The following is a 21,593-nucleotide window of genomic DNA, read 5'->3' on the forward strand; positions in this document are numbered from 1 at the left end:
CATGAAACAGCGGAATCGAGCGAAGGCCGAACAGTTGGTGGTTGTCGTGGCGTTTATGCGCACCGAAAAGCCGCCGAAGTGGAAGGTCGTGTGTGAGCCGACAGCGCGAGCGTCTGCCCTGCTGGTGGTTCAAGAGCAATGGAAGCTGGGCCATCCAGCGCGGATCGTTGCTGCGCCGATCTCAAATGCGGCGTGATTAAGATCGGCAGGTCTGCCTTGCCGAATTGACGCCGCATTAATATTTGCACTTCCTGTGAAAAGGTGCCACCAGCACCTCGTCACGACTGCGCAAATGCAGTTCGTTTTTGTGTGCATTGGGAAACAAAACCATGCCAACAGGAAGGCGAGCTGCATCCGAGAAATTCCTTTCGGGCACGGAAATCCGGGCCTGGAGGCTTTCTAGGAACTTGACCCATGCGAAGCTGGGCGAGTGGCTCGGTCTGACGCCTCAGGCAATAAGCAAATACGAATTGCGCGGCGCCACCAAGGCGATCGCCCTGGCCCTGGCTGCGCTCGATCGCGGCCTGAAGCCATGGCGGGCGACCAAAGAGGATCTCAAGGCGATCGAAACGAACGTTCGCATGAAAGCCTTGAAGAAAGGTGCGTCAGCAAATGGCGAAAAAGCAAACTAGGACTGTCGAGCCGGCTGTGCGACCGCAGCCGATCAACGCTCGATTCCAGAGCCGCCTCCACGGAATGTTGGAGGAGATATGTCAGCAGATGCTGATCATTGAACCGGCGATGGACAAGGTCGCGATCCCGATCAAGGAGTTCATCGACTTCCTGGACTTCGAGATCGAGAAGGTGACGCTCTCCATCAACCAGGAAAAGTGGGAGAGCATCGTCAACGTCCAGAAGGTCGCTAACGACGAGGCCTGGCTCAAGCGACTGACGGAACTTCGTAACGGCCTCGACATCTACGACCTGACGGCATCAGTGCCACGCATTGATGCTCTGGTCGCAGGTATCGAGAGGACATTCGATGTCGAGGGCGGGGGCTGAGGCCCCTGCCCTTAGATCGTCTTGATCAAGCCGACGAGGATGGCGATATCCTTGATATCGTCGAACCCAAGCCGCTCTTCCTCTTCGCTGCCGAACTGCTTCAGCATGCGAAGGCCGTCTTCATCGATGCCGAGGAGCAGGCGCAGTTTGGTGCGCTCGTTCTTGTCGGTCACCACCAAAACATCGTTCCGCACTGGATCCCTGCGCTTGGTAGCGTACATCAGGGTGCCAGACTTCACCCACGGCTCGAAGCTGTCGTCCGGCATGTAGAACGCGAACGCAGTCTCGTCGTCCGCCAGCTGGGCCGGAGCAGGAACATACGTTCCCTCCCGCCGAGCCGACGTCGTGGCAGCCTGCAGCGAAGCCGGCAGCGACGACACATGGCGAAGCTCGACCTGGAACGTCCGCAGACGAGCCCGGCGAGACTCACTACTCCCGCTACTGGATTCCTCTTCACCGTTCTCCGGTGCTTCCATCTTCGGAGCGCCGAGAGCTTCAGTCACCTTGCGAGGGATCGGATATCCGGAGGCCTCCGCGATCTTCTGCAGGGTCTTCAGGGTGGGAATAAATGGATGTTCAGGATCGTTGAGTAGGCGCAATATGGTGGAAGGCGCGAGCTTTGCTTCACGCGCGAGACGTGTTCCGTCCCATTTCTTCCGGTCGAGGATGTGATCGATCCACTCGATCACGATCTTCTTCGGGGTTTTCATTTCTAATACCGCTTCAGACACTTGGCGGCCCTCCAATAACATGCTTTCCGCAGCGCAACCGTTAAGATGATCAGCAAACGCTGACAAATCAGCGCGGCTAATGAGGTCTAGAAAGATTCAAAATGCAAAACATACTTGGTTCCCTCCGTTTGCACGGATGCTAACGCAAACCTGTAAGGCCGGTTTCGCTCAATTGCAAACGGTTTTTTGTTCTCGGTCTGGCCCACCAAGGGAACCATATGGAAACATTCAGGAAAGTAACGATTTGTTAGCTTCCTGCAAATCCTACCGCTTTCCACAGCGCCATCAATTGCTTGAATTGGTCTGTTTTGATTCCTGCGTGGCAGGCGGCGGTAGCGTCCGCAGCGTGCTCATTGTCTTCGTGCAAATCGCCTGCGCTCCTCGTGCGCTTTCCTCGGTACATCACGTTTTCGTGATATCGCTTCCACTCGGTGTCCGGATAGCGCTGCGCGGCCCAAGCGATGATCGCCGGCTTCTCGGCCTTGGGATCGCCGACGCTGGCCATCTTGGTCTCGACTGGCATCACCTGGATGATCGGGATCGGGCACGATGCCAGTACGCCGAGCGCTACGCCAAAGCCTAAGGCGGCGCGCTGTCCCTGGGTTCCTGTCGGGATCTCGCCGAACGCTACCTTGCAGCCGGCGATGGCCTCGTGAAAGCCATCGTGCAGCTCTTTGGCGCGGCGCAGATCGTCGCTGTTCTTCCGGACCACCTTCCGTGCTGCCTTCTCGACCGCTCGCGTGCTGAGCGTCCTGACGGCCTCCAGCGACAGCTCCAGGCTGTCGAGGTCGAGACGCATTCTGGCGATGCCGAAATTGGCGAAGGCCGGGTCAAGACCGGCGACGAGGATAGAACCCATTCTGGTGTGTGACTCGAGTTGAGCAGGCACGAAATGTCGTGGCTTGCATTTTCATTTGCATTACTGCAAATACACGATCCCGCTGAGCGGGTCAAATCCAAGGGAACTAACGAATGAGCTTCGACGCGCAATCCTGGGCGAGAAAGATCAAGACTGGCAGCACGCTCCGCAAGGCTGTGCTGATGTCGATCGCCAACAGAGCGAACGATGCCGATGGTGCGTGCTGGCCATCGCAGCAGCGGATCGCCGACGAGGTTGAGGCGTGCGTGCGCGCAGTCCGCAACGCTATGACCGACCTCGAAGACATGAACCTGATCCGCCGCGTCAAGCGCCGCGATACCACGGACATGATCTACCTGAACATGACGGAGCCTGCTGCCGGCTCGTCGGAAGAACCACCGGCATCTCGTTCCGGTGGTAGCTCCAGGAAAACTGCAGCAAACGACAACGATAAGGACCGGAACGACGTGCCGCGGCAGGAAATGCCGGAGTCAGAGGCATCAGATTCCGGTGGGGACCGGAACGACGTGCCGGTGGGTGCGGAATCTGGTGCCGGTGACCACCGGCATGAGGTGCCGCCTAACCTATCAGTTGAACCCACACTGAACCAATCAGATGAACCCAAAGCTAACCGGAAGAAGCCGCGCAAGACAGCGCCGTGGCCGGAGGACTATCGGGATCAGTTCTGGAAGCTCTACCCGAAGAAGCGAGGCGACAGCAAAAAGGAAGCGCTCCGCAAGCTCGACAAGATCCATGACGAGGACGAGGTCGAGTTCGTGGACCTGATGGCTGGTCTCCGACACTACGCCGATCGGATGAACGCCGACGTCCGGGAAGATCCGACCCGCGAGAAGTTCATCGCAGCCGCTGTGGTCTGGCTCAACCAGGCCCGATGGGAAACCGAGCGCGCACCAGCTCGGCCGCGAGGTCGACCAGGGATGGCGATCTGATGGCGGGGGTCGATGTCGAGAAGGCACTTCAGGAGAACGGCATCAAGGTCCGATCCCTGAAGATGGGCACCCAGTACGCCATCTGCCCGAACTGCTCCCACAGGCGGAAGGGGGCTCACAAGAAACTCAAATGCCTGAGCGTCAAGATCGACGCCTCAGGCGTGGTTTGGAACTGTCATCACTGCACATGGAGCAGCTACGAGAATGCTAAGCGAGAAGCACGCCAGGGGGATCGAGGACAGAGGCCTCACCAGCGAAATGGCGGTGGATATGGGGACCTTCAGCGGGCGTCTCTCGCGAGATTCGCAGGACAACCTCGTCGTTCTGCCGGATGAACGCGGCAACGTCCTCTGCTTCCCTTACTACGAGCACGGCGTCGAGGTGAACTGCAAGTACCGGTGGGCGCAGGATGGCGAGCGCGCGGTTCATGCAGAAGAAGGGCGCCGTCAAAACGCTCTACAACGCCGACGTCCTCCTCAACGAGGACACGATGGCACGCCTGGAAGCCGGCACGGACTCGCTGATCTGGGTCGAGGGCGAGTTCGACGTCCAGGCCGGCAAGGAGTCCGGCTACGAGACGATCGTATCCGTCCCCGATGGCGCACCCCCTGCCCGCGACAAGAACGGCAACCTGATCGATGTTCCGGACGACGCCAGCGATGTCGATCCGGAGGACGATGACAAGTTCTCGTTCATGGTCCGTCACATGCAGCGGATCATGGCGGTGAAGTATCACATCATCGCAACAGATGCCGACGAGCCTGGCCGCCGGCTGGCGAAGGAGCTGGTCCGACGCATCGGCCCCGCCAAATGCTTCTGGGTCCAGTTCCCGGATGACGAGGTGGTGCCCGACAAGAAGACCGGCGAGCTGCGAGCGTGCAAGGATCTGAACGAGGTCAAGAAGTACCTCGGCGCGGAGAAGGTGCGCGAGCTGATCGAGAACGCCAAGGAGTGGCCCGTCAAGGGTCTCTTCAAGCTGTCCGACTATCCCGAGATCGCGATCCCGGAGATGGTCGAGGCCGGCATCTCGAAGGAGCTGGACGAGAAGATGAAGTTCTACCAGGGACAGTTCATCGTCTGCACCGGTATCCCCAACGTCGGCAAGTCGACCTTCATGAACCAGGTCGCGGTGCGGTTGGCCATGAGACACAAGTGGCCGATCGCGATGTTCTCCGGCGAAAAGTCGGTGAAGCCGTTCCTGGCCAATGAACTGATGACTGCGTTCCTCGAAAAGGAACGGGCTGCGTGGTCGCATGAGGAGCGGAAGAGAGCCGAGGCATTCGTCGAGCGCTACTTCTACTTCATCGACTACGACGAGAACGACGACACCGAGGTCGATCTGGACTTCGTGCTCGACAAGGCTGCGGCAGCCGTCTTCCGCTACGGCGTGAAGATGCTGATGATCGACCCTTGGAACGAGCTGGAGCACAATCGGCCCAACTCGCTGTCGCTGACCGAGTACGTCGGCAAGGCGATCAAGAAGATGAAGCGGTTCGGCAATCGGTTCGGTTGCGCGACCTGCGTTGTAGCGCACCCGACCAAGCTGGAGGGCAAGATGGTCCCCGGGCTCTACAACATCTCGGACTCGGCGCACTGGGCGAACAAGCCGGACCTCGGCATCGTGGTCCACGCTATGCGTCCAGACGAGGCGCCGAACGAACGAACCATCTTCATCCCGAAGGTGCGTCTCAAGCGCATCGCCGGCAACACAGGCTCGGTCGACGTCGGCTTCAACGAGAAGACCGGCCTCTTCACGAAGCTAGATTTTTGATTCCCTACTTGCTTGAATGCAAATGGAATGGTAATGCAAACGCAGAAAAGGAGACGACGACATGTCAGTTAACAAGGTGACCCTGCTGGGACGTCTCGGGAAGGACCCCGAGATCCGCCGCATGCAGAACGGCAACGAGGTCGCGAACCTCAGCGTCGCGACGTCGGAGCGCTGGAAGGACAAGCGCGACGGCGAGATGAAGGAGAAGACGGAGTGGCACAACGTCGTCGTCTTCAACGAGCACACCATCAAGTTCATCGACAAGAACTTGGCGAAGGGTGATCAGGTCTATCTGGAAGGCAAGATCCAGACCCGCAAGTGGCAGGACCAGAGCGGCGCCGACCGCTACTCGACCGAGATCGTGGTCCCGCAGTTCGCTCAGTCCGACGCATTCCAGAAGATCTGGGAGCGCGATGGCAACGGCGGCGGTGGCAACCGTGACAACGACGACCGCGGCAATGACCGAGACGGCGGTGGCCGCTCGTCGAGCCGTGATGATCGCGGACGCGATGATCGTGGTCGGGACGACCGTGGCTCGTCGAGCCGCAACCGTGACGATGATCGCGGTGGCCGCAACGACGACCGTGGCGGCAGCCGCGGTGGCAACAGCAGCCGCTCCTCCGCTCCGGCGCGCGGCAACGACAACATGGATGATGACATCCCGTTCTAAGAGCTGAGCTTCCCCGTTGAGCGGGGAAAATCGAGGGGCGCCCTGTTTTGGTTCGTGCGTGCCAGGGCGCCCCTTTTCGCGTCATTCCATTTGCTTGAATGCAAACCGAGGTAATATGAGAGATCCGTTCTTCACCACCGTGCTCCCCTTCCTCGCTGACGACCTGGCCGCCCGCGGCGGCATCCAGATCGCCGACTGCAACTGCCCGCCCGATGGTCCGTGCCTCGGCCTCGAAGACATGCCTGAGGTCGTCGTGATCGTCCAAGCGATGAACGATGACGACTTCGACGATGGCTCCGGCGCGGCCGAGCCGCCGTACGACCCGTTCGACGACAACTTCGACGATGACGATGACTTCGAAGACGACGACGTGATCAGCGAAGAAGAGTTGGCCGCGATCGAGCGCGAAGAGAACCGTCAGGCGGTCGACCATCTCGGCGGTGTCATCGACAACATGGTCTACATCGTCGGCATGTACACGTCCCTCGTCCAGAACAAGGTGGGGGCGTGATGTCCGACACCGAAACCACAGTTCTCGACATCTCGCCGGGCGCGCTGTCCGACTATTACGACTGGCTGAAGCAGGCCGCTGCCGGCGACATCCTCGTCTACTGGACCGGCCACCTGCAGATCGACCGCCAGGTTGAGATCCCGGAGACCGATGTCCTGCGCACCGTCGAGCGCATGAACATCGCGCAGCTGAACGTCATCGCTGACCGCATCCTCAAGGATGCCCGCGAGGGGCAGATCCTGCTCTCGCAGAAGCGGGTCCACTACGGCTGCTACGAGTACCGGGCAACGCGACGCCGTCAGATGTACGGCAACGCTGCGGTGGCGAATGACCAACTCGTCCCCGCTTGAGGCGCGCATCCAAGCGCTCAGCTGGCTCGCCCATGGTGGCGAGCTGGCGTGGGCCCTGAAGGGCGAGAAAACGCGGCACAGCGATGTCATCTGGCAGCTGCTCGTCGAGGCCGTCGAGGTCATCGACAAGACGCCTGACCAGGAGCGTCGCTGGCTGACATCGGGCCAGCGCTCCGGCGGCTGGAACATGATCGGCATGTCCCGCGCCGAGCTGGTCGAGATCGAACGCATTCGTCTCTTCAGCTCGATGAAGCCCTTCGATGGCGCGGCGAAGTACTCGCCTCAGCGAAACGACACCGACCGTGCCCTCGGTGTCCTCGACTGGATGCGCTGGTGCAACGCAGCTCGTCTGTCCGATCGGCTCACCAAAGCCGCCATCGCACTCGCTCGCGGAGGCGACTCCGAGCTGGTTCACAAACTCTACTGCCCGACGAGGAAATCCCACGACCGGCAGACTGTCTACGAAATCCGAACCCGCACGACCGGCTTCATCATGGCCGGCCTGAAGAGAGATCTCTGCATCGTCCCATCGGACGGCATCAGCTTCAAGGAAATCACCTCGTGAGACCTGCCTGGGATAACGTTAAGCGGATCGACGACGCCGCACAGAACGTCGCCAAGTTCGTGTTCGACAATGGCACCGCTGTCGCGGAGTCGGTGCTGTACAAGTATCCGGACTATGCCACCCGCACCGTGATCTGCTGCTCCACGCAGTCGGGCTGCCCGGTTGGCTGCCGCTTCTGCGGTGCCGGCGACAACTTCGTCCGGTCGCTGACCGCCGACGAGATCATCGCCCAGGTCGAGCACTCGATCGAGCAGACCGGCATCCAGGCGTCCGAGATGAAGCGCCTGCAGGTCATGTTCATGTCCATGGGCGAGCCGCTACTGAACCCGAAGGGCCTGGTCCCGGCGCTCCGTCAACTATACCAGCTGTATCCGAATGCAGCGCTCCTGATCTCGACCTCGGCGCCGATGATCAACTACGAGTGGGTGCGCGAGATCTCGATGGAGATCCCGACAATCGGCCTGCAGTTCTCGGTCCACGAGTCGACCGACGCTGCGCGTGACGCGCTGGTCCCCTTCAAGAAGAAGCTGAACCTGTTCCAGATCGCGACCGAAGGCATGATCTGGCACGAGGTCACCGGTCGCAGCCCGTTCTTCAACTACTGCGCCCACGACGGCAACTCCTCGATCGAGGACGCCGAGCGCCTCTGGGGTCTGTTCGATCCGCTGATCTGGAACGCAACCGTCAGCGTCGTCTGCGAGCGGTCAGAGGGCATGCCGGCGACCAATGAGCATCAGCGTTCGCTGGCCTCGGACTTCAGCCTCAAGCTGGTCGAGCGCGGCTACGACGTCCGCGTGTTCGATCCGGCCGGTCAGGACACGATCGGCGGCGGCTGCGGTCAGCTCTGGTTCGTTCAGAAATGGATGCAGGACCACCCCGATCTCGCTCACCCGAGCATCGGACGTGGCCTGCCAGTCGTCCACGCGCCGACCAATGCCGCGTAGCCCGGAAGTCACCGACGCCTACCTCCGGTTCCAGGCGGCGAGACGTGTCCACGAGGCATGTCTCTGCCGGCTGGAGGCGTCGTTCATCGTCGGCTCCCCCGAGCAGGTGGGAGCTGTCGATCTCAGCCCTCCTGGACTCGTCGCAGACGCTCGCCGATCGGCTGCGAGACCAGGTGTTCGCCCAACTTCGTGACGACGGGATCGACCCGATCACCCGGAGATCGCTTTGAGAGAGATCATCATCGACACCGAAACCACGGGCATCGAGCGCAAGGTCGACCGCATCGTGGAAATCGGCTGCGTCGAGATCAACAACTGGCTGCCAACGGGGAAGACGTTCCACAAGTACGTCAACCCCACGCATCCGGTTCACCGGGAGGCGTTCGCCGTCCACGGGCTCAGCAATGAGTTCCTGAAGACGAAGCCGACGTTCAAGCGGGTCGTCAACCAGTTCCTCGCCTTTATCGGCGAAGCCCGGCTGGTGGCGCACAACGCTCCCTTCGATCTCGGGATGATCAACGACGAGCTGGAGCGGCTCGACATGCCACCGCTCCAGAATGAAATCGTCGACACCCTGGAGCTGGCGAAGACGAAGCGCCCGCGTGGCCGTCACACCCTCGACGGTCTCTGCTCGGCCTTCAACATCGATACCAGCAGGAGAAAGCTGCATGGCGCCCTCCTCGACGCCGAGCTGCTGAGCGAAGTCTACGTCGAACTGCGGGGTGGCCGTCAGTACGGCCTCACGCTGCTCGGCGAGCAGGAAGAAGTGACCATCGACAACCTACCCGCTGCGCGCCAGCGGCCCGTTCCTCTGCCGTCCAGGCTGACCGACGAGGAGCGGCGTTTGCACGCGGCCTTCGTCGAGACCCTCGGCGACAAAGCAATCTGGCGGGAATACCGCTGAACAGGAGAAGTGAGATGCAGTTTCTACGTCGTACCCGCCACCTCGGCATGAGCGATGAGGCTCGCGCTGCCCGCATGACATCCCTCGGCGGATCGGACGCGCGGATCATCATGTCCGGCGATCAGCGCGCCATTGAGCGACTGTGGCGCGAGAAGCGCGGCGAGCAAGAGCAGGAGGATATGTCCGAGATCCTGCTGGTCCAGATGGGCAACACGACCGAGCAGCTGAACGCTGACTGGTTCGAGTTCCAGATGAACCTGGCCGTGACCAACGAGCAGGACAAGGTCTTCTACAAGGACTGGGACAAGGCTCACGCGACCCTCGACGGACTCGTTCGCAAGGCGATTGAGGCTCCCGTCATCGCGATGGTCGAGTTCAAGTTCATGATGCCCTTCGGCTTCGACAAGCAGAAGGCCTACGACAAGTACTACGCGCAGTGCCAGCACAACATGATGGTGATGGACCTGCCGCTCTCGTACCTGTCGATCATCACCGGCGCCGCCCAGCACGTCGTCATGGAGGTCGAGGCCGACATCTTCTACCAGGCCAAGATGCTCCAGGCGGAGCAGGACTTCTGGGATTGCGTCCAGACCGGCCGCACGCCCGGGACGCCCACCATCGAGATCCCGCTGCTCGAGAAAGTTCGTGTCGCCGACATGAGCCAGGACAACGAGTGGTGCGACCTCGCGCAGAAGATGGTGGAGACCAAGTCCGCCGTCGATGCGCACGAGACCGCGAAGAAGGCGATCAAGAAGAAGATGCCGCAGGACGCCAAGGAAGCGTGCGGCAAGGGCGTGACGATCTCCTATTCGAGCGACGGCAAGATGCTCGTGAAGATCGACAAGGCAGCGGTTGCTCAGGCCGACAAGGACGCTGGTCGTCCCCAGCCGGAGCCCAAGCCGAAGGCGACCCGTTCCCGCAAGGCCGCCAACAGCAACGACAAACCCACCACCGCGGCCGAAGCCGCTTAATCACAGGAGAGAACAATGGCACGGAAGAACCCGAAGCTCGACAAGATCTACGACGTCTTCGACAAGCACAAGGTCGACATCGATCGCGACTCCATCTGGGAAGTCCAGGGAACGCCCGTCGTCAAGCATAAGGACGTCGAGCGCCTGGGTGCCGCGATCGGCATCAAGTGGACCAAGCCCGAGATCCTGCGTGCCGAGCGTGACGAAGCCGTCATCCTCGTCATGGGCGAGGCCAATGGAAAGACCGAGTGGTCGATCGGCGAGGCGTTGATCTCGAAGGAGAACGAGGTCGGCGGCAACTACAAGGTCAAGGGCAAGATGGCGGCGTATCCGTACGCCATGGCGGAGAAGCGGGCAAAGGATCGCGTGATCCTGAAGCTGGCCGATCTGCACGGCGACGCCTACTCGTCCGAAGAAGCCGACGACTTCAACCAGGACCCAGACAACCGGTCGAACGACCGTCGCGACGATCGGCGTGACGAGCGCCGGCCGGCTGCCAACGACGACAAGCCCCCGGCTCGCGAGGCTTCGGTCTCGAAGGAAGAGGGCCAGAAGATCGTGACGTTCTGGGCCGACAAGATCGCCGGCATCGAGCGCACGAAGCAGGCGATGGAGATCGCCGCCGACAAGGCCTTCATCGAAGACATGAAGAAGCTCTCGTCGAACGGCGAGGCCTACGTCATGGGTAAGCTCAGCGACAAGTCGCAGGAGCTGAAGCGCGCGGCCCATGCCGGATAAGGCTGCGGCCTACGTGGAGCTGGCCCTCTGGGGGATCTCGATCTCAGAGGGTCCAGCCTCCTCGCTGCGTCAGTGGTGGGCCGACGAACGGGCCCACCGCGAGGACTACGGCCTCACCCAGGACCAGATCGACACGCTCGTCGAAGCCTGCCGGGTGAAGGTCGAGCAGCTGCAGCGCGACGACAGGCCGAGACCCCAACCCAAGCCGAGATCCACCAACCAGCGCGCCCGTCAGGGATCGCTGATCTGAGAGTGACATGAGCAACAAGCTGGACGCTATCGCGAGAGCGATCAAGGCGCTGACTTATGACGAGACGGAGGAGCTGGCTCGCGACCTCCATCAGACGGTCAAGGGGCGCATGGAAGAGACGCCACCCTGGTGGAAGCCAACCGAGCAGCGCGATTGGATGGAGCTGCTGCAGGACTGGGCAACGTACCAACTGGAGGACAAATGAGCGCGAGCAATAAGTCCAAGAACAAATGGATCCTCGTCCGCCAAGGTGGACGGGCTCCTGATCCCGCATGCCGCGTACGACGTGGAGATGTTCCAGGCGATCCCGGAAAACGTCCCGGTGCGGGCGCAATTCGCCCAGCCGCGCAGCGGTCCCAGGCATCGCCTGTACCGGGTGATCCTCCGCCTAGTGACTCACAACACAGACCTGTTCGCGACCGAGGACTCGCTGCACGACACGCTGCTGCTGTCCAACGGCGTGGTGCGGCCGGTCATGACCACGGCCGGCGAGATCATCATGATCCCCTCCTCCACAGCGTTCGATGCGATGGGCGAGGAGGAGTTCAAGGCCTACTTCGACGCCGCGCTGGAGACCATCCAGGCGCACATCATCCCGGGCATCGACCTGGACGAGCTGCTCAAGGAAGCCAGGGCACAATCGAATTACAAGGCCGCGAACGACAACGAAGAGCGGCGCAATGAGGAGGCCGCGTAATGGCAAACCTGATGAACAAGCTGTCCAACCTGATCCGTGGCATCGGCAAGGGCGAGAAGCCGCAGGCCGTGGACTGGTTCGGATCGTATCTGGACGAAGACGGCATCGTCGCCGACGTGATCCAGCGCATCCGCAAGGACGAGGTCGCGCTGAGGCGCTGGCTCGATCCGTGGAGCTGGAAGTTCCCCTTCACGCTCAGTCCGGTGCTGTACCGTCCTCCGCCGCCGGATCATGCCGGCTGCCTGGTGTTCGCGCACCGGGGCATCCGAAACTTCTACGGCCTGTGGCACGCTGACAATCCGCACACGGAAGCCCAGGACGTCGTGGTCGAGGACGGCATCATCACCGATCCACGGCACCCGGACAACTTCTCCGGCCGCGTCGTCGAGCGCGTCAAGACGGAGCTGGCGAAGCTCTATCCACAGGTGGTGGCAGCGTGAAGTTCTATCGCCCGATCATCTGCGGCGAGACCGGGTTCTGGGGTGGCGCCTTCTGCTGCGTCGCCCCTTCCCTGAAGGCTGCCTTCAAGATGCTGGAGAGACGGATCGCCGCCGGCAAGATCACCAAGGTGCCATATGCACGCTGACGACATCGTCAGACAGTGTGTGGAGAACATCAACTTCTACACACTCAACAAAATGCCCGCCGAGGAAGCGGGCATCCTTCTCACCACGCCGAAGGGCTGGAAGGCTCCGCCTCGGTTTCCGCGAGGCAGGCTCAACATCGTCAAGCCCGACGGCACCAGGGTCTGGCACTTCAAGGCCATGAGAATCCTTGCCTACCTGGTCGGCAATAACCTCACCACCCTCAAGATCGAAATGAAGAGCCTGAAATGAGCGAGACAGAATCCCGCCCGTCCCACGCCGCCATCCACATGGCGGTCCGAAACATCCTGTTCAACGAGCTGGGTCTCAGCCGCGACGGCATCGAGGCCTTGGTCCGGCAGGAAGTGACGGGTGTAACCGCCCAGCGCTTCCGCAACACGGACGAAGTGGAGAACTTCGTGATCCGGGCTATCAGCCATGTGGTCTGGGGCCACTGGAACCGGAAAAAACTCGAGAAGATGATCGAGGACCAGGTCAACGTTCGCGTCAAAGCGCACGTCAAGGAACAGGTCGACGCCATCCTCAACGATAAGCTCAAGATCGAGATCAGCGCATGAACCCGAGATACCTACCCACCACAGTCGACGGCAAGGTCGCCAGAGTCGTTGAGGAGTCCGGCGAAGTCGTTGAGGTAATCGGCCGCTGCCTGCGGATCTACGGCAAGATCGGCCGCTTTGGTCTCGACAGCACCGACCCCGGCGGCGGACCAACCAACGCCGCCATGTACCTCTCCGAGCTGGCCGACCTGCGTCACGCCATCTCGCAGATCGAGAACTCGCTGACGGACTTTGCCAAGATCAAGGTCGGCAACACCGAGCTGGTCTGGACAAGCACGCTGATCCCCACCCAGGAGCTGCGCGAGCTGATCGGCGACGAGGACCACGCGAACGACAACGAGTTCAACTCCGCGAACAAGGTCATCCCGGTGTGCGCCGGCCAGTGGCACCGTGAGGGATTGGAGTGGCGCTTCTACGTCGACCCGGAGCGGGACTGATGACCAGACCTCGGTTGTCGAAGGCACAGCGGAAGTTCATGGATCTCTGGGTTCCTGCACAGAAGTACTGGCGCGATCGAGGTGGCTGGGACATCGGGTCCGTGGCCGCCACGAAGCTCGAACGGCTCAGCCTGATCGCACTGGTCCGCAAGGGTTTCGCTGCGGCGGACGGGCAATTCACCGACGCCGGCCTCGCCGCCTACGAGAAAAAAGGTCGTCCTGCCGCTTGACTGTTTGCATGAATGCAAATACGAAAAGCGCATGGACGCCCCCCTCCCTCTCGCACCGCCGCCTGGTTTTAGAAAAGCGATCCCAGACAAGGTGAAGCTCCAGGTGGTGATCCGGCAGGACAGCAAATGCTCGTCCTGTGGTGAACGCCTGGGCAAGCTCGTCGACACCGAGTTCGATCATATCCCGGCAGTGCAGCTGCGCTGCTGGGATCCAGAGGCGAAGGACACTGTGCCCCCGTCAAACGACGTGGAGCACATCTTCGCCAAACACGTCGACTGTCACGCCGCCAAGACCTTTGGGTCGAAGGCCTCGAAGCGTGGTTCCGACGTGACGGAGATCGCGCGGACAAAGCGCATTGCCAAGGACACCGAAGAGTTCAGACGCCGCATGCTGGCGAAGGTTGCTCCCGATGTGGAGATGCCTCGCGAGAAGCGGCCCAAACGGGCGTGGCCGAAAAGGTCGTTCCCGAAGAGAGGGAAGCATGAAGGCACACGTTCGAGAGATCAAGAAGGAGGCGCAGCAGCTGATGGATAATGGCGAGATTGACGAGTTCTATCTCGACCAGAACAGAAGACACTACGTGGTCCACTTCCGAGTCCGGACATCGTGGGCCCAGGTGCCTTTCGCATCGTCACCGCGCACCCCGTACGTTTCCAACTTCACCCGACAGCAGATCAGACGCCGCATTCGTTCTCTGCCCTGACGTTTGTTTGAATGCAAATGGAGCACCAAGTGGAAGCAGCCAACGACATCCTGACCGGCCTCATGAAGGCCTTTCACTTCCTGAGCAGACCGAAGCCTGCTCCGAAGCCGAAGTACACCTACGAGAACTCCTACACGGCCCTCCATGCGCGGCGCCGCCTGACCCGCGAGGAGAGCGCAGCCGTCGACTCCCTCACCGATCAGCTGCGCGTGCTCAATCCGAAGAGCGATGGCGAGCGCATCAAGAAGATCCTCTCCGAGATCGGCAAGCTGCCGGTGAAGTTCGTGCCGCTCAAGCGCGAGACCCGCATCGATAACTCCAAGCGCTACCCGTACGCCTCGGCGAAGCGCGGCGGCTGAGTCAACATCAACGAGAAAAACAGTCACTTATGAGAATCGACAGACTCTTCACTGCCGGCGTCAACTCGCCCTACGACAAGATCAAGTTCAAGCGGGCGACCAGCGAGATCAAGAACCCGGATGGCTCGATCGTTTTCCGCATGGAGAACATCGAGGTGCCGGACCACTGGTCTCCGGTTGCCATCGACGTGCTCGCCCAGAAGTACTTCCGCAAGGCCGGCGTGCCCGACCAGGTCAGCAAGGTCCATGAAGACATGGTCCCGGTCTGGCTGCAGCGCTCCGTGCCCTACGCCAGCAACGGTGATCCCGATACCCGGTCGGCCCACCTGGGCTCCGAGACCTCGGCCAAGCAGGTGTTCGATCGCCTCGCCGGCTGCTGGACCTATTGGGGCTGGAAGAGCGGCTACTTCGCTCCCGAAGGCACCAAGAAGGGCGACGCCTTCAAGCTGCGCGATGCCGAAGCCAACGCTCTCGCGTTCTACGACGAGCTGCGGTTCATGCTGGCTCAGCAGATGTTCGCGCCCAACTCGCCGCAATGGTTCAACACGGGCCTCAACTGGGCGTACGGCATCGACGGTCCGGCGCAGGGTCACTGGTACGTCAACGAGCTGTGGGCTCATGACATGTCCCACCAGGGCTACGGCGCCGTTCTCTCGGAGAACGCCTACGAGCGCCCGCAGCCGCACGCCTGCTTCATCCAGTCGATCCAGGATGACCTGGTCGGCAACGGCGGCATCATGGACCTGTGGACCCGCGAGGCCCGCCTGTTCAAGTACGGCTCCGGCACGGGCTCCAACTTCTCGAACCTGCGTGGCAAGGGCGAGAAGCTGTCCGGTGGCGGCCAGTCGTCTGGCATGATGTCCTTCCTCAAGATCGGTGACCGGGCTGCCGGCGCGATCAAGTCGGGCGGCACGACGCGGCGCGCGGCCAAGATGGTCGTCGTCGATGTCGATCACCCGGATATCGAGGAGTACATCGGCTGGAAGGTCGAGGAGGAGAAGAAGGTCGCGGCGCTCGTGGCAGGCTCCAAGGCTGCCAAGAAGCACCTGATGGCCATCTACGAGGCCTGGGGCGACGGCGAGAGCCGTGAGACCCCGAGCGTGAAGAGCGCGATCCGTGCGGCTCGTGCGGCGTTCCTGCCGGACAGCTACATCCAGCGCGTTCTCCAGCTCGCTGAGATGGGCGAGCCGTTCGACTTCCCGGAGTTCGATGTCGACTGGCAGTCGCCGGCTTACGAGACGGTGTCGGGCCAGAACTCGAACAACACCGTGTCGGTGACGGACGCCTTCCTCAAGGCGGTCGACAGCGGTCACATGTGGCATCTGAAGTCGCGGACCACGGGCGAGACCGTCAAGTCGGTCCCTGCTCGCGATCTGTGGGATCAGATCTGCCGCGCCGCGTGGGAGTCGGCCGACCCCGGCCTGCACTTCAACACGACCATGAACGACTGGCACACCTGCCCGGCTGGCGGTCGCATCCGCGCCTCCAACCCGTGCTCGGAGTACATGTTCCTGGACGACACGGCCTGCAACCTGGCCTCGGCGAACCTGCTGAAGTTCTACGGCAAGAACGTCCTGAAGCAAGGTGGCCCGTGGGAGTTCGACGTTGATGCCTTCATCCACGTCTGTCGCCTGATCCAGATCGTTCTGGAAATCTCGGTGACGATGGCGCAGTTCCCCTCCAAGGAAATCGCTCTGCTCTCCTACGAGTACCGGACCACAGGCCTCGGCTTCGCCAACCTCGGCGGCCTGCTGATGGCAATGGGTCTGCCGTACGACTCCCGCGAAGGTCGGGCGATGGCTGGCGCCATCTCTGCGATCATGACGGGCGTGGCTTACCGCACCTCCGCCGAGATGGCGCGGGAGCTGGGTCCGTTCGTCAAGTTCGCGGAGAACCGGGACGCGATGCTGCGTGTGATGTCCAACCATTACGCCGCGGCTGAGGCTGGCTCGACACAGTTCGATGGCCTCAGCATCTGTCCGCCTCGGCTGGACTGGAACGCTCTGCCCCAGACCGAAATGGCCGGCAAGGCCACGGCGATCTGGGCGGACGCGCTCGATCTCGGCATGCTCTACGGCTACCGCAATGCTCAGACGACCGTCGTCGCCCCGACCGGCACGATCGGCCTGCTGATGGATTGCGATACCACGGGCATCGAGCCGGACTTCGCGCTGGTGAAGTTCAAGAAGCTGGCCGGCGGCGGCTACTTCAAGATCATCAACCAGCAGGTCCCGGCTGCGCTCCGCAAGCTCGGCTACACCGAGACGCAGATCGACGCGATCTCGAAGTACGCCATCGGCACGGGCGTGCTGCCGTCGAAGTTCGACCTAGCCCTGCGGGCTGCGTCGATCATCATCCCGGAGGCCCAGGTCAAGTCGACGTTCGACATCCGCTTCCTCACAAAGTGGAAGGATCTCGGGTTCACCGACGCTGAGCTGGAAAAGGCCAACACGGAAGTGTGCGGAACGATGACGCTGGAAGGCGCCCCCGGTCTCAAGCCGGAGCACTACCAGATCTTCGACTGTGCGAATCCGTGTGGCAAGCTGGGCAAGCGGTTCATCGCGACCGAGGGTCACATCCTGATGATGGCAGCTGTGCAGCCATTCATCTCGGGTGCGATCTCCAAGACAATCAACATGCCGAACACCGCGACCGTCGAGGACGTGGCAAAGGCATACCGGATGTCCTGGAAGCTCGGGCTGAAGGCCAACGCGATCTACCGCGATGGTTCGAAGCTGTCGCAGCCGCTCAGCTCTGCCCTCGTCGACGACGAACCGACCGGTGACGAGCCGGCCGAGGCGCCGAAGACGCTGGTCCAGGTGGTCGAGAAGCTGGTGCGCAAGCGGGAGAAACTCCCGTCGAAGCGCGGCGGCTACACGCAGAAGGCAATCGTGGGTGGCCACAAGGTCTACCTACGGACCGGCGAATATCCGGACGGTCGGCTGGGTGAAATCTTCATCGACATGCACAAGGAGGGTGCGTCCTTCCGGTCGATGATGAACGCCTTCGCCATCGCTGTGAGCCTCGGCTTGCAGTACGGCGTGCCGCTCGACGAGTTCGTCGACGCCTTCACGTTCTTCAGGTTCGAGCCCTCCGGGTTCGTCCAGGAGCACGACCGCATCCGGCAGGTGACGTCGATCGTCGACTTCGTCTTCCGGGACATCGCGATCAACTACCTCGGTCGCGATGACCTGGCCCACGTCTCCCCCGAGGAGAGCAACCACACGGCCATGGGCACTGGCGTCGATAAGCCTGTCACGGTGATCAACAACGTCGTGATCACCGCTCCGGCTGCGGAGGAGAAGGAAATCGCTGACGCGGCTCCCGACAAGCGTGCCGTCGCCAAGATGTCCGGCTTCACCGGGGACGAGTGCGGCAACTGCAACAGCTTCACCATGGTGCGGAACGGCACCTGTTTGAAGTGCGAGGCGTGTGGCGAGACCACCGGGTGCAGCTAAAAGTCGCCAAGAGGCACAAGCGCCTCTGGATCATCGACAAGGAAACGGATCAGGCGGTCTACACGCCGCCTGATTTCGTCGTCCTCCCGTCGAGAGTCCCCATGGCGTTCGACCTCATGAGGCTCGGTCGCCGCGACATCAATCGGATTGCGTCATTTGAATGGGAGTTCAGCAAACGCAATGCACACCGAACTCGAAATTGCGGAGCGGTGCCTGTTGCTTTTCTCGAAGCCCGGACGGTGGACGCAGAAGACTTGCGCACGGGACCGGCAAGGTAAGCCCTGCCCCGTGTTCAGCCAGGAGGCACGCGCGTTCGACATCGAGGGCGCGATCCGCCGAGCAGCTGGCAAGGAAGACCGGGGCGCGTATGCGCGCTTCGTCAAGCTGATCAAGGATCAGCTCCACAAGCATCCGTTCGACTGGAACGATCAGTCGGGTCGCAACCAGCGAGACGTCGTCCGGATGTTCCAAGACCTCGCCGACGAACTACGATTCAAGGAGCAGACGTGAGCATCGTGAATACCGATATCGACACGAAGGCGCCGATCAGAGCCGAAGAGCTGATCCGTGGCTTCGACCTCTACCAGGAACAGTCCATCAGGACGATCAAGTACGGCGACGACATGAAGCTCTGGTACCCGGCGCTGGGCCTCGGCGAGGCCGGCGAGGTCCAGAACAAGGTCAAGAAGATCTTCCGGGACGACGGCGGCGTCCTCACCCCCAAGCGCAAGCAGGACATCGTCAAGGAGATGGGCGGTAACCTGTGGTATCTCGCTGCGCTCGCCCACGGCATGGGCATGAGCCTCGGTGATATCGCGCTCGCCAACATCATGGAACTGCGCGGGCGTGTCGATCGCGGCACACTGCAAGGAGATGGCGACGATCGTTGAGTTTTCCTCTTGACGATTCGTTCGCTTGAATGCAAATAAGCAATGCAAACGGGAGCTAACTGACTTGGACGCAATCGCAGCAGAAAAGGCCGCCCTCGACTTCATCGTGAACGAGCTGGCGCGGCAGAACGAAATGTGGGGACCGGCCAACGAGCGCGTGGACGTCTCGAATGGTGAGCTGTTCCAGGCCGGCGTCGGCCAGCTGGACGCGGTGTTCGATCGCCGCAACCACGATGCCACCGCCTTCGACGAGCCGCCGCAGATCTATCCTGAGAACTGGAGCGGCTTCCGCAGCTACGGCGGTGATTTCCCGAACATCGGCGTCGGCGTCACCTTCCTCATCCAGGAGATGAAGAGACTGGCGATGAATGGAGAAGACCTCACCCGCCTGAGCCGCCGTCCGGACCAGGCCTACAATCCGGAGACGGGGTTGCCCAACCCGGTCAGCGCATGATCGTAGCGCTCCTCCTCAACCACGCCCTCGGCGCATTCGGCCTCTTCTTTGTGGTCACCGTCGCCGTGAAGATCGCCCGCGGTTATCCGATCCGCCGCTGGTTCTTTTGATGCCCTGACGTTTGTTCAAAAGCAAACGTCTCGATTTTGGAGAGCGGGCCCCGTGGTGGGGCTCGCAAAAGGAGAAGAGATGAAGAAGCTGTTTTTGTTGCTCGCTGCTGCGACCCTCGGTCTGTCGGCAGTCACCACCGCCCAGGCCGCTGACGCGACGAAGTTCCGTCTCTGCACCGGCAACGCCAAGCTGAACTACTACGCTGCTGGTCAGCACCTGAAGCGCCACGCCTCGGGCATCGAGGTCATCGAGAGCAAGGGATCGCTGGACAACCTCGACAAGGTCACGGCCGGCGAGTGCGACGGTGCATTCGTGCAGTCCGACGCCCTGCTCGTCTATTCGAGCAGGAATGCCAAGGCGATCTCGGCCCTGCAGCGTGCTGGTGTGCTCTATCAGGAGCAGGCGAACCTGATCTGCAACCGGAAAGCCTACTCCTCGGCCCGCATGGTCGATCTGAACGAGACCTACACGGTCGCGGTCGGCCCCGAAGGCTCCGGCGCCAACACCACCTGGGCCGCGTTCGTCATGGCCGACAAGAAGCGCTACGGCAAGGTCCGCACCACCGATGCGACCGGCACCCTCGCGCTCAGCATGGTCTCGGACGGCTCGGAAGCTCAGTGCGCGCTGATCATCACCGCACTCAACGCTCCGTTCCTCAAGAACGAGGCGCCGCAGTATGCGGACAGCATCGTGCTCGTCGGCACCGATGACCGCGACATGGCGAACGGCGCGAAGGATGCTCGCGGCCAGCAGGTCTACACCTACGGTGAGATCCCGGCCGGCACCTACCGAGGCATCCAGCCCTCCGGCGTGTTCGGCTCGAAGGCTGTCAACACCATCCAGGTCGATGCCGTGTTCGTCGCCAACCGTGACTGGATCGCAGCTCACAGCTCGGAGTTCGAGAAGGTGCTGCAGGGCTTCGCCAACGCCAAGCCCGACATCGCGAAGCTCGTCCAGCCGAAGTAACGGCACGGACTACAGGCGGTCGCCCTCACCCGGGCGGCCGCTTTTTTCGATTTGGATTTTCAGGAGCAGGACGTGACCGACACCACCGTGACCAAAGAACAGATGCTTGCCTACGTGGCCGACGCGAGACGACTGCTCGCACAGGTCCAGGACCCGATCTGGGCCATCACGCCCAAGCAGACCGACGAAGAGCACCTCGCCGACTACGAGGTGACACTGGCACGGACCCGCGTCGCCTTCCCGGAGATGGAAGAGAAGACGGAGATGAACATGGTCCTGGGTGAAGGCGGCATCGTCTACGCATTCACCGGGCATTCCCCAACCGCGGCCGATCGCGCCAAGGCCCTCGTCGGCTTCATCCGCACCATGCCATTCCTGCTCGACAGTCTCGTGGCCTCGCTGGAGGCGAAGGAAGAGCACTCGGCTCGAGTCACCGAGCTGCTCCAGCACAACAACACACAGCTGACCGAGAACCGGGAGCAGCGCGCGGAAATCAAGCGGCTGCAGTCTCGGGTCAAGTGGCTCCTGGAGCTGGTCCCGGGCGAACAGATGAAGGCGGTGAGCGCATGAAGGATGTCCTCACCCTCCTGGTCGGCGTCGGCATCGGCCTCACCCTCGCTTTGATCCTCAGCGGTCGACCGCTGGACAACTGCCAGGCCCGCGTCTCGTCCGGGCACGTCTCGCTGTGCCTCGACAGCAAAATCCAGAAAGCCAAGGAGCTGTTCCGTTGACCAACGCAACCATGAACCAGACCGAGGTCAAGTTCCTCCCGCCCGAGGAGGTCGGTGAGGAGCTGTCCGGCTGGTGGATCCTCGAACTGGAGCCCGAAGGCTGCTGGGACGCCATCGGCCCCTACGACTCGAAGGAAGAGGCTGAACGCCTCATCGCCAACCGAACGGAAAACTGACC

Annotated in this window: 34 protein-coding genes; 32 read left to right on the top strand and 2 right to left on the bottom strand. The window is 61.7% G+C overall.

The window, feature by feature from the left end; all coding sequences use genetic code 11:
• Nucleotide 1 precedes the first annotated feature (1 nt).
• The 3 genes from ACVISU_RS41585 (at nt 2) to ACVISU_RS41595 (ending at nt 1,002) form a co-directional block, all read left to right on the top strand.
• Nucleotides 2–196: a hypothetical protein gene (locus tag ACVISU_RS41585; protein ID WP_194483209.1), complete on the top strand. Its 195-nt coding sequence runs from the start codon at nt 2–4 to the stop codon at nt 194–196.
• A 211-nt stretch (nt 197–407) separates the two neighbouring features.
• On the top strand, nt 408–632 hold the full coding sequence (locus ACVISU_RS41590) for a hypothetical protein (RefSeq protein ID WP_028340910.1): 225 nt from the start codon (nt 408–410) through the stop codon (nt 630–632).
• An 88-nt stretch (nt 633–720) separates the two neighbouring features.
• Nucleotides 721–1,002 carry a hypothetical protein gene (locus tag ACVISU_RS41595; RefSeq protein ID WP_172647857.1) on the top strand — a complete coding sequence of 94 codons (282 nt, stop codon included), beginning with the start codon at nt 721–723 and terminating at the stop codon, nt 1,000–1,002.
• 11 nt (nt 1,003–1,013) lie between these two features.
• Here ACVISU_RS41595 and ACVISU_RS41600 read toward each other — a convergent pair whose 3' ends face one another.
• Nucleotides 1,014–1,733: a helix-turn-helix domain-containing protein gene (locus ACVISU_RS41600; RefSeq protein WP_155258510.1), complete on the bottom strand. Its 720-nt coding sequence runs from the start codon at nt 1,731–1,733 to the stop codon at nt 1,014–1,016.
• A 247-nt stretch (nt 1,734–1,980) separates the two neighbouring features.
• Nucleotides 1,981–2,622, bottom strand: coding sequence for a hypothetical protein (locus tag ACVISU_RS41605; protein WP_456711018.1), 642 nt, complete (start codon nt 2,620–2,622; stop codon nt 1,981–1,983).
• An 83-nt stretch (nt 2,623–2,705) separates the two neighbouring features.
• Here ACVISU_RS41605 and ACVISU_RS41610 point away from each other — a divergent pair, with 83 nt between their 5' ends.
• The 29 genes from ACVISU_RS41610 (at nt 2,706) to ACVISU_RS41750 (ending at nt 21,591) form a co-directional block, all read left to right on the top strand.
• The gene (locus ACVISU_RS41610; protein WP_194483211.1) at nt 2,706–3,542 is read left to right on the top strand and encodes a helix-turn-helix domain-containing protein; all 837 of its coding nucleotides are present in this window, start codon (nt 2,706–2,708) and stop codon (nt 3,540–3,542) included.
• Between the two features lie 409 nt (nt 3,543–3,951).
• Nucleotides 3,952–5,313 carry an AAA family ATPase gene (locus tag ACVISU_RS41615; protein ID WP_456711019.1) on the top strand — a complete coding sequence of 454 codons (1,362 nt, stop codon included), beginning with the start codon at nt 3,952–3,954 and terminating at the stop codon, nt 5,311–5,313.
• A 61-nt stretch (nt 5,314–5,374) separates the two neighbouring features.
• Nucleotides 5,375–5,983, top strand: a complete 609-nt coding sequence (gene ssb, locus ACVISU_RS41620; RefSeq protein ID WP_028340915.1) for a single-stranded DNA-binding protein — start codon at nt 5,375–5,377, stop codon at nt 5,981–5,983.
• Nucleotides 5,984–6,098: 115 nt separating this feature from the next.
• Complete coding sequence (locus ACVISU_RS41625) at nt 6,099–6,494, top strand: hypothetical protein (RefSeq protein ID WP_028340916.1); 396 nt, start codon at nt 6,099–6,101, stop codon at nt 6,492–6,494.
• On the top strand, nt 6,494–6,844 hold the full coding sequence (locus tag ACVISU_RS41630; protein WP_028340917.1) for a hypothetical protein: 351 nt from the start codon (nt 6,494–6,496) through the stop codon (nt 6,842–6,844). The genes ACVISU_RS41625 and ACVISU_RS41630 overlap by 1 nt, the downstream gene beginning before the upstream one ends.
• Nucleotides 6,822–7,409, top strand: coding sequence for a hypothetical protein (locus ACVISU_RS41635; protein ID WP_172647852.1), 588 nt, complete (start codon nt 6,822–6,824; stop codon nt 7,407–7,409). The genes ACVISU_RS41630 and ACVISU_RS41635 overlap by 23 nt, the downstream gene beginning before the upstream one ends.
• The gene (locus ACVISU_RS41640; protein ID WP_194483213.1) at nt 7,406–8,353 is read left to right on the top strand and encodes a radical SAM protein; all 948 of its coding nucleotides are present in this window, start codon (nt 7,406–7,408) and stop codon (nt 8,351–8,353) included. Before ACVISU_RS41635 ends, ACVISU_RS41640 begins: the two co-directional genes overlap by 4 nt.
• Nucleotides 8,354–8,579: 226 nt before the next feature.
• Complete coding sequence (gene dnaQ / locus ACVISU_RS41645; protein ID WP_194483214.1) at nt 8,580–9,257, top strand: DNA polymerase III subunit epsilon; 678 nt, start codon at nt 8,580–8,582, stop codon at nt 9,255–9,257.
• Nucleotides 9,258–9,271: 14 nt separating this feature from the next.
• Nucleotides 9,272–10,228 (top strand): YqaJ viral recombinase family protein, encoded by a 957-nt coding sequence (locus ACVISU_RS41650; protein ID WP_194483215.1) that lies wholly within the window; start codon nt 9,272–9,274, stop codon nt 10,226–10,228.
• Between the two features lie 15 nt (nt 10,229–10,243).
• A complete protein-coding gene (locus ACVISU_RS41655; RefSeq protein WP_194483216.1) occupies nt 10,244–10,966 on the top strand; it encodes a hypothetical protein in 723 nt (240 codons plus the stop codon).
• The gene (locus ACVISU_RS41660; RefSeq protein ID WP_194483217.1) at nt 10,956–11,216 is read left to right on the top strand and encodes a hypothetical protein; all 261 of its coding nucleotides are present in this window, start codon (nt 10,956–10,958) and stop codon (nt 11,214–11,216) included. The genes ACVISU_RS41655 and ACVISU_RS41660 overlap by 11 nt, the downstream gene beginning before the upstream one ends.
• Before the next feature lie 7 nt (nt 11,217–11,223).
• Nucleotides 11,224–11,421, top strand: coding sequence for a hypothetical protein (locus tag ACVISU_RS41665; RefSeq protein WP_194483218.1), 198 nt, complete (start codon nt 11,224–11,226; stop codon nt 11,419–11,421).
• Nucleotides 11,422–11,508: 87 nt separating this feature from the next.
• Entirely contained in the window at nt 11,509–11,913 is a 405-nt protein-coding gene (locus ACVISU_RS41670; RefSeq protein WP_456711020.1) for a hypothetical protein, read from the top strand.
• Nucleotides 11,913–12,353, top strand: coding sequence for a hypothetical protein (locus tag ACVISU_RS41675; protein ID WP_194483220.1), 441 nt, complete (start codon nt 11,913–11,915; stop codon nt 12,351–12,353). The genes ACVISU_RS41670 and ACVISU_RS41675 overlap by 1 nt, the downstream gene beginning before the upstream one ends.
• Entirely contained in the window at nt 12,350–12,499 is a 150-nt protein-coding gene (locus ACVISU_RS41680) for a hypothetical protein (protein WP_194483221.1), read from the top strand. Before ACVISU_RS41675 ends, ACVISU_RS41680 begins: the two co-directional genes overlap by 4 nt.
• A complete protein-coding gene (locus ACVISU_RS41685) occupies nt 12,489–12,749 on the top strand; it encodes a hypothetical protein (RefSeq protein ID WP_194483222.1) in 261 nt (86 codons plus the stop codon). Before ACVISU_RS41680 ends, ACVISU_RS41685 begins: the two co-directional genes overlap by 11 nt.
• Nucleotides 12,746–13,075 carry a hypothetical protein gene (locus ACVISU_RS41690; RefSeq protein ID WP_172647845.1) on the top strand — a complete coding sequence of 110 codons (330 nt, stop codon included), beginning with the start codon at nt 12,746–12,748 and terminating at the stop codon, nt 13,073–13,075. The genes ACVISU_RS41685 and ACVISU_RS41690 overlap by 4 nt, the downstream gene beginning before the upstream one ends.
• Nucleotides 13,072–13,512 (top strand): hypothetical protein, encoded by a 441-nt coding sequence (locus tag ACVISU_RS41695; protein WP_194483223.1) that lies wholly within the window; start codon nt 13,072–13,074, stop codon nt 13,510–13,512. Before ACVISU_RS41690 ends, ACVISU_RS41695 begins: the two co-directional genes overlap by 4 nt.
• On the top strand, nt 13,512–13,742 hold the full coding sequence (locus ACVISU_RS41700; protein WP_194483224.1) for a hypothetical protein: 231 nt from the start codon (nt 13,512–13,514) through the stop codon (nt 13,740–13,742). The genes ACVISU_RS41695 and ACVISU_RS41700 overlap by 1 nt, the downstream gene beginning before the upstream one ends.
• Before the next feature lie 31 nt (nt 13,743–13,773).
• Nucleotides 13,774–14,277, top strand: a complete 504-nt coding sequence (locus ACVISU_RS41705; protein ID WP_194483225.1) for a hypothetical protein — start codon at nt 13,774–13,776, stop codon at nt 14,275–14,277.
• A 198-nt stretch (nt 14,278–14,475) separates the two neighbouring features.
• A complete protein-coding gene (locus ACVISU_RS41710) occupies nt 14,476–14,805 on the top strand; it encodes a hypothetical protein (RefSeq protein WP_194483226.1) in 330 nt (109 codons plus the stop codon).
• Between the two features lie 29 nt (nt 14,806–14,834).
• Nucleotides 14,835–18,263 carry an adenosylcobalamin-dependent ribonucleoside-diphosphate reductase gene (locus ACVISU_RS41715; RefSeq protein WP_194483227.1) on the top strand — a complete coding sequence of 1,143 codons (3,429 nt, stop codon included), beginning with the start codon at nt 14,835–14,837 and terminating at the stop codon, nt 18,261–18,263.
• A 180-nt stretch (nt 18,264–18,443) separates the two neighbouring features.
• Complete coding sequence (locus tag ACVISU_RS41720; protein ID WP_172647841.1) at nt 18,444–18,773, top strand: DUF6197 family protein; 330 nt, start codon at nt 18,444–18,446, stop codon at nt 18,771–18,773.
• Nucleotides 18,770–19,153 carry a nucleoside triphosphate pyrophosphohydrolase family protein gene (locus tag ACVISU_RS41725; RefSeq protein ID WP_209944945.1) on the top strand — a complete coding sequence of 128 codons (384 nt, stop codon included), beginning with the start codon at nt 18,770–18,772 and terminating at the stop codon, nt 19,151–19,153. The genes ACVISU_RS41720 and ACVISU_RS41725 overlap by 4 nt, the downstream gene beginning before the upstream one ends.
• Nucleotides 19,154–19,217: 64 nt before the next feature.
• Nucleotides 19,218–19,607: a hypothetical protein gene (locus tag ACVISU_RS41730; protein ID WP_028340932.1), complete on the top strand. Its 390-nt coding sequence runs from the start codon at nt 19,218–19,220 to the stop codon at nt 19,605–19,607.
• A 189-nt stretch (nt 19,608–19,796) separates the two neighbouring features.
• A complete protein-coding gene (locus tag ACVISU_RS41735) occupies nt 19,797–20,684 on the top strand; it encodes a TAXI family TRAP transporter solute-binding subunit (protein ID WP_194483228.1) in 888 nt (295 codons plus the stop codon).
• 72 nt (nt 20,685–20,756) lie between these two features.
• Entirely contained in the window at nt 20,757–21,254 is a 498-nt protein-coding gene (locus ACVISU_RS41740) for a hypothetical protein (RefSeq protein WP_172647839.1), read from the top strand.
• The gene (locus ACVISU_RS41745) at nt 21,251–21,415 is read left to right on the top strand and encodes a hypothetical protein (RefSeq protein WP_172647838.1); all 165 of its coding nucleotides are present in this window, start codon (nt 21,251–21,253) and stop codon (nt 21,413–21,415) included. Before ACVISU_RS41740 ends, ACVISU_RS41745 begins: the two co-directional genes overlap by 4 nt.
• On the top strand, nt 21,412–21,591 hold the full coding sequence (locus ACVISU_RS41750; RefSeq protein WP_172647837.1) for a hypothetical protein: 180 nt from the start codon (nt 21,412–21,414) through the stop codon (nt 21,589–21,591). Before ACVISU_RS41745 ends, ACVISU_RS41750 begins: the two co-directional genes overlap by 4 nt.
• Nucleotides 21,592–21,593 lie beyond the last annotated feature (2 nt).

It is taken from the genome of Bradyrhizobium sp. USDA 4452 (genome assembly GCF_054063575.1).